This is a genomic window from Nostoc sp. (genome assembly GCF_036917195.1).
Classification (GTDB): Bacteria; Cyanobacteriota; Cyanobacteriia; order Cyanobacteriales; family Nostocaceae; genus Nostoc.
Genome location: NZ_JBALDG010000011.1, coordinates 12,236 through 27,657, shown reverse-complemented (window position 1 = coordinate 27,657; position 15,422 = coordinate 12,236). Strand labels below are relative to the sequence as shown.

Genomic DNA, 15,422 nt, shown 5'->3' with positions numbered 1-15,422 from the left:
TCTTGCATAGATAAAGCAGAGGGGTTAACTCAAGATGGCGAATGAGAAACATCTGGCAATACTTAGGCAAGGAGTAAAAACCTGGAATCAATGGCGGCAAGAACATCCAGAAGTAACACCCGATCTAACTAAGGCAGACCTCCGGGAATTTTAAGGAATTTGACGTACAGCAATTAGGTGGTAACATTCAGAACAGAGACGCTTAAGAACGCTCAAATCAAACCCATGTCCGACTCAGAAGACCCGAAGCAAGCCGACAACGACTTACGCAATTCCCAGTTTGGCGGTGGGTTGATTAATGCTGAGTCTGTAAATGCTGGGCGAATTGGCGGTGACATCTACAATATTCACCTTGGGCAGCAGACGGCGGCATCAGGTAGTCCGGCCCCATCACAAAACCAAAGAGAGCGATGCCTACGGCGGGCTTCGCCTACGCAGCAAGAACAAGACTCACTCGAAAAAGCCTACGCACTCCAAAGCCAGAGGATTGCAAGGATACGAAATGCATGGATTATTGAAACAGATCCATCACGCAAGTTTCAATATGAACACCAGCTTCAGTCAGAAGAACGCACCCTGAAGGAGCTTAGTGACAAGTTAGATGCAATTGAACAACAGTTACAAGCGGCTGAGAACTCTGCAATGGGGGCACATACAACTATATATATTCAACGACCACCCATTGAAAATAAATGCTATGAGGCTCTTGTGCAACCAGGAGCGTTAATTCGTCTCAAAGCCCCGCAAAGAATGGGTAAAACATTGCTGCTGGAGAAAACCTTAGACTATGCAAGACACCAGGGTTATCAAACTGCAAAAATAGATTTACAACTTGCTGATATCGATATTCTGGCTAACTTAAAAACATTTCTACAATGGTTGTGTGTTGATGTTGCTGACACTTTGGAACTAGAACCCCAACTAGATAAACACTGGCAAGAAGTTTTTGGACTGAATAAGAACTGCACTCGCTATTTCCAAAAATATTTATTATCGGTTACTGATACTCCCTTATTTTTAGCTATAGATAACTTTGAGAGACTGTTTGATTATCCAGAGATTTTTCCCCAATTCTGTTTACTCCTGCGTGGGTGGTATGAAGCAGCTAAACAAGGGGACAAGATTGGTAATATCTGGAAGAAACTGCGGTTAGTAGTAGTTCACTCTACTGAATCTTACCCTTCTTTGGATAGTAATCATTCCCCCTTTAATGTAGGACTGGCGATTGATTTACCCGAATTTAATCTGCAACAAGTAACAGAACTCGCCAAGCAGAATGAGTTAGGGCTGTTGGGGAAACAGGACTTAAGTAGGTTGATAGACTTGTTAGGGGGACATCCCTATCTGATGCAACAAGCCATCGCTCACCTCAAAAGCCAGCAAATGACCTTAGAAGAACTGCTAAGACTTGCACCAACAGAGCAGGGAATTTTCAGCGCTCACTTGCGACAACAACTGTGGCATTTACAACATAATCCTCAGTTGGAGTTAGGGTATAAAAAAGTAGTGATGACAAATACACCTGTGAGGTTAGATACTGAAGTTGCCTTTAAGTTGCATAGTTTGGGGTTAGTAAAACTTTCTAGCAATGATTGTGTTCCTGGTTGTGATTTGTATCGTCAGTATTTCTCAACTCGTTTGGAGTAGGTAAATCATGGTTGACCAATACATATTCTCTGGAAGTCTGCCTGAAAATGCCAGTACCTATGTCACAAGAGAAGCTGATGCCCAATTATACGAAGGACTAAAAGCAGGAAAGTTTTGTTACGTACTAAATTCGCGCCAAAGCGGTAAGTCTAGCTTACGTGTGCGAACCATGCAGCGATTGAGAGAGGACAGTGTAAAGTGTGCAGCAGTTGACCTTTCGGCTGGAGGTATTCAAAATGTACCTCCCGAACAATGGTATGCAGATTTAATCGACACACTCATTGATAGTTTTGGATTAGATTTAGATTTTGGTGATTGGTGGTCAGAGAACCAGTTAAATACATTAGTGACGAGATTTCGCAAGTTTTTGGAAGAAGTATTACTTGTTGAAGTCCAAGAAAATATTGTTATTTTTATTGATGAAATCGATAGCGTCCTTAGTCTAAACTTTCCTACAGATGACTTTTTTGCATTAATTCGCGCCTGCTATAACAAGCGTGTTGATAACCTGGAATATAATCGCCTCACGTTCTGTTTATTAGGGGTCGCATCACCTAGTAATTTGATTGGAGATAAACAGCGTACTCCGTTTAATATTGGTCAGGCTATCTCCCTCAAAGGTTTTCAATTGCACGAAGTTAAACCATTAGAAAGTGGTCTAGGCAGTAAATTCAGCAGTCCCCAAGCGATAATGCAAAAAATCTTGCAGTGGACGGGAGGACAACCATTTTTGACTCAAAAGCTTTGTCAGTTTCTGGTTGAGGAATCTGAGCAAGAAAATCCTCCTTCAGTTGAACAAATTGTCAAGTCGCGGATTATTGAAAGTTGGGAATCACAGGATGAGCCTGAGCATTTGCGAACAATTCAAGCCAGAATTTTACGAGATGAACAAAAAGCAGGTTACTTACTAGAACTATATCAGCAAATCAGGCTGAGTGAAGAACAATCACTTATAACAGCAGATGAAACATTAGAGCAAAGTGAGTTACAACTTTCAGGATTAGTGATTAGAGAGCAAGGTAAGCTGAAAATTTATAATCAGATTTATCGGCAAATATTTGATTTTAATTGGGTTGAAAATCAATTAAATAACCTGCGTCCTTATTCAGAGAGTTTTCGCTTTTGGGTCGCTTCTGGAGGTGCTGATGAATCACGGCTGTTGCGAGGTAAGGCATTACAATCAGTAGAACAATGGGCCAGGGATAAAAATTTAAGTTATCAGGATAAGCAGTATTTAGCGGCTAGTAAAGAGAAAGAAATTCAGGAAGAGATTGCTGCTCAAGAACAAGAGGCAGCTTTGTCAAGAGAGAGGAAGGACAAGAAAGCAGTCGAGGTAAGAAACCAATTACTCAGTGAGGCTAATAGTCAAGCTCAACGAAGGATTAGTATTGGGATTGTTGTTTTGGTTGTAGCAGTTTTAGGAGCTATAGCTTTAGGGATATGGTCTAGGAAGGAGGTTAAACTAGCTAATTTTAATGTCTCGGCAGCAAAGAAACGAGTTGATGAAGCTCAAAAAAATTTGACCAAAGCCCAGCAAAAGGCTACAGAAGCACAGGAAAATGAAAAAAAGGCTAAAGATAGAGCTGCACAAGCTTTGAAGTTAGAAGGGCAAGCTAAAGAAAGCGAAAAATCAGCAAAACAAAAAGTAAATGAAGATGACAAAATTGCTAGAGAAGCAAAGCAACAAGCAAAAAAGGCTGAAGAAAATACAGCAAGGGCGAGACAGAATTTAAAAGAGAAAAGTAGGGAACTCTTTCAAACTAATGATCAACTTAGTCAATCTCAAAAGAAAGAATTAGCAATTTTGGTAAAACTAAAGACTCAAGAAAAACAACTGAAGCAAACCAATGCAAAAAATGAAGAAGCTCAAACAGAAGTTGCAAACGTTCGCCAACTTGTAGCACTAGCTGGAAAATTACAAAATGACAGTCCATCAGATTCAGATGAAGCTTTAAGAATAGCAGCGTTATCATTTAATATCGATAATCATTAACTTAAACAAGTACTATTATTTTCTGCTAAATCACAAATCTACCAACAACTGAAGGAATTGAGTAATGCTAGAAGTGAAATTCAAGAAAGCCAGTCAAATTTATCCCAAGCTGATAAAAAAGTTTTAGATTCCAGTCAAGGCTTACAAATTCAAGTATTATTCCAAAAAAGTCAAGGTAATTTATTAGTCCAAGAGGAACAAATCAAAAAAGCTATAAAATCTTACACTATAGCATTTCATATTTTAACAATTTATCCATATAAAACTGATTTTACCAAAGAGAACCAGTTGCTCACAGACGAGAATATTCAATCAGTTTATAGAGGTTTAATTAACCTAATCTTTCAAAATATTACAGAATTAAAATTTAGGAGAGAAGTTGAAACATCTTTCACTAAATATTTATATGCTCAACTTGAATATTTTTTGAAAGCTAAAAATTGGAAGTCGGCTGATATAAAAACATCCGAACTCGTGTTCAATATTACTAAAAAGGATGAACAAGGATATATGGATTATCACAACATCAATAGCTTTTCTTGTCCAGACCTACAAAAAATAGACCACCTTTGGGTGAATGCAGACAATCGTTTTGGCTTTGGTGTGCAAAAGGAGATATGGATCAAAACTGGGAATAGACTTGGTATAAAACCAGAGGACTGGAATAACTTTTATTATAAAAATTATATTCAGTTTGCCAAGGCAGTTGGATGGTATGATGAAAAAAGACCTAAAGACAATCAGACGGACACAAGCAGAGGTAGCTACGTGTCACATGACGAACTGTACAATCGTATAAAATACAAATCTGTTCCAAGGGGTAGCCTACCTATCTTGTTTTTCTCAATTGCAGCCAATGACCTCAATTATGATCTCCGATCTCTTATTTTCTCGCATTGCGACTTGCAAAGTGTAAAACATAAGGATTTCAGAAATTTGTAAACATTTATTTCAGCCTCATTTTCCACGCAAGAATCAGCATTTCATAAATCCGATACCTGGCACTGGTGGCTGATAACAGTTTGCCTGAATAAATTTTGCTGCTATCTCATGCACCTCCGTACTTTCAGTTAACTTCTGCTTGTCCCAAGGTAGGCTCATCTGTCCAGGCGACGACTTTTTAGCTTGCCCACCTTTGATCACCGATGGTAAAAAGCTGCTCCCCCAGTGGTTTCGCTGTTCTGGTTTCGCCTGTGGTCGGTACTTCTGACAAAACCTGCGGTACTTCAATACTTCTCGGTTAGCGCAATTAGTCGTTGCAGATCCCCCCAACCCCCCTTAAAAAGGGGGGCTTCTAACCTTCTTTTACCCCCTTTTTAAGGGGGTCGCCGTAGGCGGGGGGATCTGAATTTAGGACAACTTAACCCTTATTCGAGAAGTATTGTGCAGTACTTCGCCGCACATTCCTCTAAAGTCCTGCCCAATTGTAAAAACGCTGGATGCCACGCCCTATCGGGAAGTCAAAAATCAAAAGTCAAAAGGCTACGGTGTACACACAAGTCGGAAAAACTTCATCCACCAAAGATTTGCGGTTCTTGCTAGCCAACGCATTTGTTATTTTGGCGAACGCATTTGTTATTTCGGCGTACTCATTTGTTATTTCGGCGATCGCATTTGTTATTTCGGCGAACTCATTTGTTACTTCGGCGATCGCATTTGTTATTTCGGCGAACTCATTTGTTACTTCGGCGAACGCATTTGTTATTTCGACGAACTCATTTGTTATTTCGGCGAACGCATTTGTTATTTCGGCGAACGCATTTGTTATTTCGGGGAACCCATTTGTTATTTCGGCGTCTCCATAACGCACCCTACGAAACAACTAGAAGAGTTAAAACTTATGCTGGTCATACTTGTGTGTACACCGTAGCCTAAAAGGAGAGAGGCTTTGAATTTCTTACTCCCCTTCCCTACAAGGGAAGGGGCTGTTCTTGTTAGGTCTGTATTTGACTCAATTGAGAAGCGCTATAGGCTGTTGTATAGACCCACTACCCCTGCAATGCGATCGCTGCTAAACTTGAGGATTTTTCAATTTGAGCGACAGGCGCGGCGGAACAAGTGCCTTCAAGACAATCTTTCACCTCCTCGCCAGAGACTTGGTTTTCTGCTCACAAGGAACCAGAATAACCCTGTTCTACTTGCTCCCGTGTTTTACGAGCCTAGACGTGAATCTGACTTTTTTCTGCTTCGGTTGCTGATCAGTCAACTATAGGATTTCTCATTTACATGTAATACACTACAATCCAGTATTATCCTAACAAATATCATCGTCATACATCTATGAAAAAAGTGATCGCACATCAAACTGCCTTACTATTTACATGCTCTATGCTGCTGGTAGCTTGTGGTAAAAGTGGCAGTAATGAAGCGAATTCCGCAAATAATCCAACAGCGACAACAGGTGTAGCTAATCCTATTCCTATCGGTATCGCCTTCGCACAAACGAGCAATGTAGCATTACTTGGTCAGGAGGGAACTGATGGAGTAAAAATTGCCCAGAAGTATTTTAATGACAAAGGAGGTATCAATGGTAGACCAATTAAATTAGTCTATCAAGATACTGGTGGCGATGAAGTTGGAGCCATTAACGCTTTTCAAACTTTAATTAGTAAAGATAAAGTTGTTGGCATTGTTGGCCCTACTTTATCACAACAAGCTTTTAGCGCTGATCCCGTAGCAGAACGCAATCAAGTCCCAGTTATTGGAGCATCAAACACTGCTAAAGGCATTCCCGAAATTGGTGATTATGTAACTCGTGTTTCTTCATCTGTTGCTGTCGTCGCTCCTTATTCGGTGAAAGCTGCACTCAAACAAAATCCTAATCTGAAAAGAGTAGCTGTATTCTACGCTCAAAATGACGCTTTCAATAAGTCGGAAACAGAAATTTTTCAGAAAGCAGTTAGAAATTTAGGATTAGATTTAGTCACAGTCCAAAAGTTTCAAACTACAGATACCGACTTTCAAGCTCAAGCCAGCGGTGCTATTAATTTAAAACCAGATTTAGCGATTATATCCGGGTTAGCTGTAGATGGAGGTAATTTAGTTAAACAATTACGAGAACTTGGTTATAAAGGAATAATTGTTGGTGGCAATGGTTTTAACACATCCCATATATTTTCTGTGTGCAGAGCGCTTTGTGATGGCGTGATTGTGGCTCAAGCTTATAGCCCTGTGTATGCCAGTGAAATTAACACCGCATTTCGCAAAGCCTACCTTGAACAATATCATAGAGAACCACCCCAAGTAAGTGCTCAAGCTTTTGCTGCGTTACAGATATATGTAGAAACTCTTCAATCTTTAGATAAAAAAAGCAACATTAACAAATTGACACTGCCACAGTTGCGTACAGAATTGAATAAAGAGTTACTAAGAGGAAAATATCAAACTCCTCTCGGTGAAATTGCTTTTACACCAGTAGGTGATGTAATTCAAAAAGAGTTTTACGTTGCACAACTCAAAATGGAACCAAACGGTATCAATGGTAAGTTTTCTTTTTTAAGAGCTAATTAGAGTGCCAATATCAGTTGTACTTGACAATACTTTTGTCTCAAGCTTGCATTTCTTGTTATTTGACTACTATCGCATTTGTTAACACACTTTTTATCGTGTCCCTTGAATAGCGCGGTTTCATTGCTTTTAGTGACTGATTTTCTTTTAGGTAATGCGATCGCAGTTCCCTTTTGCCAAGATGGTGAAATAGCTAACAACGATCGCAGCAGTTCTTGAAATAAGAGGGATGCTGTTCGCGTAGCAATACGGTTCACTTAAGAAGAATCGTAGGTTGGATTAAGCGCAGCGCAACCCAACAAAGTCTTGATAATGTTGGGTTTCGTTCCTCAAACGCCAGTTGCTACAACGGGGGGCTTCGGGGCCTCCTTTGGGGATGGGGGAGACGCCCTTGGGATTCACCAGTCGCCTACGGCGTGAAACCCGCCTACAGCGCTGGATTCACCGCAACGCAAATGTTTTGCGGATTATACTGCTGCGATATATAGTCACTGTAGGGCAAACTAGCTTTATAAGCTTTTGATAAGAGTAAATTTATGACTCGTAAAAAATTAATATCCCGCATTCTAGAAAAGGCTGAGTTAAGAGCCTCTGGACTGAAGGCGATTGATCCAACGATAGATTTTGGGGATACTCACAACTTAAAAAACTTCACACAACTAATTGAGCAGTTACGCACCAAAATTGATGAGTATAACAGCGCTCTAGCGATGATTGATTCTTACCGAACCGAGATTGAAGAGTTGGAAACAAGCTTAGGTAATCTTACTGCGAAAATGTTGATGGGGGTTGCTTTCAAGTACGGTAACGATAGCATCGAATATGAGATGGCGGGTGGTATTCGCAAAAGCGAGCGCATCCGCAGAAGCAGGATAACCCGTTTGAAAGGTGGCGTAAAGCAAAAATCAAAAAAGAGCGCTCAAACTGTTAAGTAAGTAGTCGGACAGAATTAATTACACAATATCATTGTAAATGTAACGAAGTGAAACGCACTCCTATGAAGAAGCAAGCTATGCGTAGCGTCTTGTAAAGTTGCAATTTGCTTGCGGTTTAGGATTGCTTTACTTCGTTGGTAATGACTGTGAATATTTTTGTGCAGCTACTTATCATTAGGGACTTCCAGTTAAAAAAACATCCCATCTTTGGGGCGCAAGGCCTTACGCCCCTACAAATGTACAAACAATTTTGGATAATTTATTTTTTGTCAGTCCTTTAGAGGATGTTTGAAAAGTTCTCTTCTCAGTATCAAAAGTTTTAGATCCCTCTAAGTACCCCTTAAAAAGGGAGGTTAGGGGGGGATCTGGAAGTGCTTAAAGTCACCAGGGAAACACTTTTCAAACAACCTTTTAGAGCAGGAGTTAAGAGCAAAGCCGGAGACGCTCCGCCTTTGGTTAGGAGTCAAAAAGGTTTTTTATCTGGCTTGTAGACTAAAGCACTGTACTTAACTAAGTTGAAATCTGCTGTAATAGATGCGATCGCTATTTTGAAGCAATTTGAAGCGATCGCTTACCCCTTTTTCTTCGTTGCCAATCGTAACTTTCTTTTACAAACGTAGCAAAATAGCAAAGAGCGATCGCACAAGTACAGAGAGCCGCTTGCAAGCTGGTGTAAAGGAAACATTGCGTAGTATCATCAATAGTTGAGAATAAGCGATCGCTTACTAAGACTTAAAACCACCTTTCTTTTTACCAGTGTGTAGTCACTTACGCCAAACGTCTCAAAGAGTTGCACCTTGTTATCACACATTGCTTAACTTTTAGAACGCCTTCTAAACAAGATATGTTAGATTTATTTATTTCTACTTACGTAATTTTTGTAAAACAAGATACATTAAATGGTAGTTTAGTAGCAAAGGAATCAAGAAGCATGACCATTAGTAGCCCTGAAGTCATCCGTCATATATTGATTGGGCTGGGATATTTAGCTCCTGAAATTGATCCTAAGCCTGATCTCACAAAATTTGCTCCCTGGAAGAGGAACAATAACTCCTTGACTGATGATCCTACCGAAGAAGCGATTAAAAAGTTTCAGAAACAGTACTCACAAAAACTTGTGGTAAATGGTAACGCTGATTCAGAGACTCGAACTGTAATGGAAGATACAGTCAAAGGGCTTCAGAATAGATTGAAGTTTCATGGTTTTGCAACCAATGCCGAAATTCCTCTAGACAAGCCCTTTTATGGGCCAGCCACTTATACAGCAGTCAAGAAATTTCAGAAATCTCAGGGTTTAACTGAAAATGGCATTGCCACTATTGAACAGCGTCAAATTCTACAGCAACCTACTCTAACAAATAAGCCCCAGCCCCAGCCACAATCACAACTTAAGCTGATAGATTTGTGCTTCCAATTCAAAAAGAATCCTAAAAATCCTTCTTACATCGCAGCCCTAAATAACTTACAACAAAATCTACCTAAGGACGTTTTATACAAAGTTACTAATAAATGGAGGGGGACAAACGATCAAAATCCTGAGATTGTCAAGCTGACGAATTTGTTCACTTATTATGATGACAACAATGCAAATCATCGTGATGCACTAAATCACTTACAAAGTCAGATTACCCCAGTTATCTCTCAAGCATTTTTAAGTCTCTGGAATAAATAGTCTCCCCTTCTCCCCAAGGGAGAAACTAACGCCTGCCTGCCGTAGGATGCCGCCGCAAGGCGTCCCATTAGGGAAGGGCTGTAGGGAGAAGACCGCACCCGCTCCCTGATAAATTGGGCTACCGTGTACACACAAGTCGAACTGGCAATCAAATGGACGCAGAAGAACGGAAAATTATTTTTAAAATCCTTGATTTTCTGTTAAAAGTCTATCAATAAACTGACACTATTGATAATCAGTTTGATAAACTCAAAACCTTGCCTACTAATTTATTTTCCTTAAACAGTCGATAATGTAAATAAATGTAAAAAATCCTTAGGCAGGACAGAAGCATCTATGCGTGTAATTTTAATGACCGGCAAAGGCGGCGTGGGCAAAACTTCCGTTGCTGCTGCAACTGGACTCCGTTGTGCAGAATTAGGCTATCAAACATTGGTTTTAAGTACAGATCCCGCTCACTCCCTGGCAGACAGTTTTGACATAGAAATGGGACATGTACCCCGGGAAATTCGCCCAAATCTCTGGGGTGCAGAACTGGATGCGCTGCAAGAATTAGAGGGAAATTGGGGTGCTGTGAAACGTTACATTACCCAAGTTTTACAGGCAAGGGGTCTAGACGGCGTACAGGCAGAAGAATTGGCAATTTTACCAGGCATGGATGAGATTTTTGGCTTGGTAAGGATGAAACGCCATTACGATGAAGGTGAGTTTGATGTTTTAATTATCGACTCAGCCCCCACTGGCACAGCACTGCGCTTGCTGAGTTTACCTGAAGTCAGTGGCTGGTATATGCGCCGTTTTTACAAACCATTTCAAAACATCTCCGTAGCACTTCGCCCTCTGGTTGAACCTTTTTTTAGACCAATTGCTGGTTTTTCGCTACCAGATAAAGAGGTGATGGATGCACCTTATGAGTTTTATGAACAAATTGAAGCTCTGGAAAAAGTATTAACAGACAATACTCAAACCTCAGTGCGTCTGGTCACTAATCCTGAAAAGATGGTGATTAAAGAGTCTCTCCGTGCCCATGCTTATTTGAGTTTGTATAATGTTGCAACAGATTTAGTGGTGGCTAATCGGATTATTCCTAGCGTTGTCCAAGACCCATTTTTCCAACGTTGGAAGGAAAGTCAGGAGCAATATCGTCAGGAAATTCATGATAATTTCCACCCTCTACCTGTGAAAGAAGTCCCACTTTTTTCTGAGGAAATGTGCGGATTGGCTTCATTAGAACGCCTGAAGGAAACCCTTTATAAAGATGAAGATCCGACTCAGGTTTATTATAAAGAAACGACCATGAAAGTCGTGCAAGAGCAAAACCAATACAGTTTAGAACTTTACTTACCTGGTATTCCTAAAAACCAAGTTCAACTGAGTAAAAATGGGGACGAATTAAACATTACTATTGGCAATCACCGTCGTAACTTAGTTTTGCCGCAAGCCCTAGCAGCACTACAACCAGGAGGGGCAAAGATGGAAGACGACTATCTTAAAATTCGTTTTACTGACAACATAAGAGTTTAATTTTGTTGCTCCGGCAATATTTGACAAAAACTCAAACTTAAAAAGCAAGAATCTTTTCTTATAACTAGTACAGACGCAATTCTTTTAGCGTCTGTTTTTATGAGTTTTTGGTAAATTTTTATAAAAGGTAAATAAATATTTTTCTTCGGGATTTGGCAGTAGTTTCACTGAAGACAATTTAATGAAATAAATTTAAAAATGGCTTTAGATTTAATTATTTCAGTTTGCAAATTATTAATTTATTTTGCTATAAGCAATGATCTCCAACCCTGAACAAGATTTGCCCTTATGTCGCCATGAAGAAAGTTTACTACGCCGCATTACAAACCGTATCCGACGAAGCTTAGAGTTGAAAGAAATTATCACAGTGACAACGGCAGAGGTGCGATCGCTACTAAAAACTGACCGAGTGATGATTTACAAATTTCATCCCGATGATAGTGGTCAAGTGATTGCTGAGTCAATTTACGAAAATCGGTTGCCGTCGCTATTGGGGCTGAACTTTCCTGCTGATGATATTCCGCCCACCGCGCGTGAACTATTTATTAAATCACGAGTGCGTTCTGTTGTTAATCTTGATACTCAAGAGATTGGTCAAAGTCACTTGCATGAGTTGGAAAATGGAGAAACTATATCAGAAGATATCCGTTACCGCCCTGTAGATCCATGTCATGTTGAGTACTTGAGTGCGATGGGGGTCAAATCTTCTGTAGTAGCACCCATTATTTATCAAGATCAACTTTGGGGGCTGCTGGTATCTCACCATTCTGACTCACGCCAGATTTCAGAATATGAACTGGAAGCTGTGCAGATGGTAGTAGATCAACTTTCAGTAGCGATCGCTCAAAGTACCCTGCTGACTCAAGTCCGCAAAACAGCCGAACGAGAAACTATCATTAACCGCATTGCTACCCTGCTGCATTCACTACCCACTATTATATTACAGCCAGCCCTAGAAGCGGCTGTTGCTGCCTTTGATGGTGTTGGTGGTAGGCTTTGCATTAGAAATGCAACTTTTGATTCCCACAATGGCAGCCTGACCAGCTTAACAGAATGCTTAATACCAGGAAATACTTGTATCAAGCTTTATATTTGTGGACAGCAACCTGTGATGCCAGAACAAACCATATATCCACTCATAGAGCAGTATAGCGTCTGGCAGGAATACTACAAGTCTAGTAACTACGATGTTTGGCCGATTTTAGATATATATCAAACTCCTAGCTTGCGAACTTTGCAAGTTGCTTTTCAACCAACTAAAATTCGCAGCATGTTGATGATCCCACTCCAGTATCGTCAGCAGTTGCTGGGCTATTTAAGTATTTTCCGCGACGAAATCGATACAGAAACGCTGTGGGCGGGGCAGTATGACAGCGATCAAAGGCAACTGTACCCCCGACAATCCTTTGAGGTTTGGCGCGAATCTAAAAAAGCACAAGCTCAAAAATGGACGCTCGAAGAGATTGAACTGGCTAGAGACCTCGGTAAACACTTTGCTTCAGCAGTTCAGCAATATGAACTATACCAACAAGTGCAAGCCTTCAATGAAAATTTAGAAAAACAAGTTAAAAAACGCACAGTTGAATTACAACGGACAACTGAACAACAACAGGCTGTGTTTAAAGTCATTTCCGAAATTCGGGAATCTCTTGATACAAATACCATTTTTCAAACAACCACTAAAGAGGTTTGTCAATTAATCAAAGCCGATCGCGTTTCTGTTTATCGTTTTGATTCTAATTGGGGTGGTGAATTTGTCGGGGATTTTGAGGCTGCTAATCCATACTGGTCGAATGAGTCTGAACTAGGTATCAATACAGTTTGGAATGATACCTACCTACAAGACACACAAGGAGGACGTTACCGCAACAATGAAACATTTGCAGTCGATGACATCTACAGTATGGGGTTTGCTCAGTGTCATATCGATAATCTAGAACAGTTTCAAATTCACGCTTTTGTGCTTGCTCCGATTTTTGTTGGACAAAAACTTTGGGGTTTGCTGGCAACTTATCAACACACTGGCCCCCGACAATGGAAAGCCTCTGAAGTTAACTTTCTCAGTCAGATTGCTGCCCAAATGGGAGTAGCACTTCAGCAAGCAGAATTACTCACTCAAACAAAACAGCAGACCTTAAGTTTGCGACAAGCGACAGAACAACAACATATATTGTTTGAAGTTGTTGCCAAAATTCGGGAATCTCTTGATCTAAATACAGTTTTTGCCGCAACTGTGTGTGAAGTCCGTCGCTCTTTGAATGCTGACAGAGTAGTAGTATACCGCTTTGACGCGAATTCCCAACTCGATGAAGGTGAAATTGTTTCAGAGGATCTTTTGCCAGAGTTTACTTCTGCTTTAACATTAAAAATTCAAGACACCTGCTTTAAGAAGAAGTATGATGCCCTCTATCGTCAGGGACGCATCCACGCGATCGCTGATATCCACAACTCTGAGCTGAATGTTTGTTATGTCCAAATGCTGGAGCAACTCCAAGTTAAAGCCAATTTAGTTTTGCCACTGGCTAAAAGTAATGAACTGTGGGGTTTGTTGTGCATTCACCAGTGTTACCAACCGCGTGAATGGCAATCCTCAGAAATCCAGTTTGCTACCCAAGTTGCTGCACAGCTTTCTGTAGCACTGGAACAAGCTGATTTACTTGAACAAACCAAGCATCAGGCTGTTGATTTGCAACAAGCGGCAGAACAACAACGGGTATTGTTTGAAGTTGTTGCGAAAATCCGAGAATCTCTTGACTTAGATATGATTTTTCAGACTACCACTCAAGAAATTTGCAAATCACTGCAAGCGGATCGTGTGGCTGTCTATCGCTTTCATCCAGATTGGAGTGGTGAATATATCGCCGAGTTTGTGGGTGATGGTTGGGTAAAACTTGTAGGTTCTGATCTCAAGACAGTTTGGGAAGATAGCTATTTACAGGAAACTCAAGGTGGACGATATCGCCATAATGAAAGCTATATAGTTGATGATATCTATCAGTCTGGTCACTCGGAGTGTCATATTGCGGCTCTGGAGCAATTACAAGTAAAGGCGTATGCGATCGCACCCATATTTATCGGGCAACAGCTATGGGGCTTACTAGCAGCTTACCAGAACTCTGCACCCCGCCACTGGGAAGCCTCAGAAATTAAGTTCATCACTCAAATTGCCAATCAGCTTGGGGTTGCACTCCAACAAGCCCAATTGCATAATCAGACTAAGGAGCAGACAGAAAAGCTGGCTCTAGCTCTGCATGATTTAAAGCAAACTCAAACCCAACTGATCCAAACTGAGAAAATGTCCTCACTAGGTCAACTGGTAGCTGGTGTTGCTCACGAAATTAATAATCCGGTGAACTTCATTTATGGCAACATCAACCATGTCAATGATTACACCCAAGATTTACTCAGTATACTAGACCTATATTTGCAAAACTGCCCTAACCCCAACCCTGAGATTCGCGATCGCTCAGAAGAAATAGACTTAGAATTTATCATCGAGGATTTGCCTAAAACTCTATCTTCTATGAAAATTGGGATTGATCGCATCCGTCAAATAGTCTTGGGTTTACGGAATTTCTCCCGCCTTGACCACGCAGAAAAAAAGCCAGTTAATATTCATGAGGGCATTGATAGCACCTTGCTAATTTTGCAGCATCGCTTGAAAGCAAAACCGGAAAGTCCGGCGATTAAATTAGTCAAAGAGTACAGTGACTTGCCCTTAGTAGAGTGCTATGCTGGCCCACTGAATCAGGTATTTATGAATGTTTTAAGCAATGCGATCGATGCCCTAGAAGATTACAGGGAATCTGAATCGAAACCTCATAGCCATCAAATTACTATCCGTACTGCTCTTGGTGAGCTTGAAGGCTATGTCAAGAGCGTAGTAATTCGCATTGCAGACAATGGCTCAGGAATACCCGAAGCTATAAAGGCAAGAATCTGCGACCCATTTTTCACTACTAAGCCAGTGGGGAAAGGCACTGGCTTGGGGTTGTCAATTAGTTATCAGATTGTGGTGGATAAACACGGTGGTGTGTTTAAATGTGATTCTCAGCCAGGGTTAGGTACAGAATTTTGGATTGAAATTCCGATTAGACAAATCACCAAATCGCACAATCAACTCCCGTAGGTTTGGGAGCCACTA

10 protein-coding genes are annotated in these 15,422 nt (G+C 40.7%); 8 read left to right on the top strand and 2 right to left on the bottom strand.

Features of this window, described 5'->3' with window-relative positions:
- Positions 1-177 precede the first annotated feature (177 nt).
- From V7K40_RS02460 to V7K40_RS02450, 3 genes are read left to right on the top strand one after another with little or no spacing between them, the layout of a single operon-like run.
- Complete coding sequence (locus tag V7K40_RS02460) at positions 178-1,647, top strand: AAA-like domain-containing protein (protein WP_334956390.1); 1,470 nt, start codon at positions 178-180, stop codon at positions 1,645-1,647.
- Positions 1,648-1,654: 7 nt separating this feature from the next.
- Positions 1,655-3,640: an AAA-like domain-containing protein gene (locus V7K40_RS02455; RefSeq protein WP_334956388.1), complete on the top strand. Its 1,986-nt coding sequence runs from the start codon at positions 1,655-1,657 to the stop codon at positions 3,638-3,640.
- Positions 3,641-3,697: 57 nt separating this feature from the next.
- Positions 3,698-4,582: a GUN4 domain-containing protein gene (locus tag V7K40_RS02450; RefSeq protein ID WP_334956386.1), complete on the top strand. Its 885-nt coding sequence runs from the start codon at positions 3,698-3,700 to the stop codon at positions 4,580-4,582.
- A gap of 33 nt (positions 4,583-4,615) precedes the next feature.
- Here V7K40_RS02450 and V7K40_RS02445 read toward each other — a convergent pair whose 3' ends face one another.
- Positions 4,616-4,870 carry a hypothetical protein gene (locus tag V7K40_RS02445; protein WP_334956384.1) on the bottom strand — a complete coding sequence of 85 codons (255 nt, stop codon included), beginning with the start codon at positions 4,868-4,870 and terminating at the stop codon, positions 4,616-4,618.
- 244 nt (positions 4,871-5,114) lie between these two features.
- The gene (locus V7K40_RS02440; RefSeq protein WP_334956382.1) at positions 5,115-5,450 is read right to left on the bottom strand and encodes a hypothetical protein; all 336 of its coding nucleotides are present in this window, start codon (positions 5,448-5,450) and stop codon (positions 5,115-5,117) included.
- Positions 5,451-5,920: 470 nt separating this feature from the next.
- Here V7K40_RS02440 and V7K40_RS02435 point away from each other — a divergent pair, with 470 nt between their 5' ends.
- From V7K40_RS02435 to V7K40_RS02415, 5 genes are all read left to right on the top strand, one after another.
- A complete protein-coding gene (locus V7K40_RS02435) occupies positions 5,921-7,150 on the top strand; it encodes an ABC transporter substrate-binding protein (protein ID WP_334956380.1) in 1,230 nt (409 codons plus the stop codon).
- 533 nt (positions 7,151-7,683) lie between these two features.
- A complete protein-coding gene (locus V7K40_RS02430; protein ID WP_334956378.1) occupies positions 7,684-8,082 on the top strand; it encodes a hypothetical protein in 399 nt (132 codons plus the stop codon).
- 931 nt (positions 8,083-9,013) lie between these two features.
- Positions 9,014-9,754: a peptidoglycan-binding domain-containing protein gene (locus V7K40_RS02425; protein ID WP_334956376.1), complete on the top strand. Its 741-nt coding sequence runs from the start codon at positions 9,014-9,016 to the stop codon at positions 9,752-9,754.
- A 336-nt stretch (positions 9,755-10,090) separates the two neighbouring features.
- Positions 10,091-11,278 carry a TRC40/GET3/ArsA family transport-energizing ATPase gene (locus tag V7K40_RS02420; RefSeq protein ID WP_334956374.1) on the top strand — a complete coding sequence of 396 codons (1,188 nt, stop codon included), beginning with the start codon at positions 10,091-10,093 and terminating at the stop codon, positions 11,276-11,278.
- 256 nt (positions 11,279-11,534) lie between these two features.
- On the top strand, positions 11,535-15,407 hold the full coding sequence (locus tag V7K40_RS02415; protein ID WP_334956372.1) for a GAF domain-containing protein: 3,873 nt from the start codon (positions 11,535-11,537) through the stop codon (positions 15,405-15,407).
- Positions 15,408-15,422: the final 15 nt, after the last annotated feature.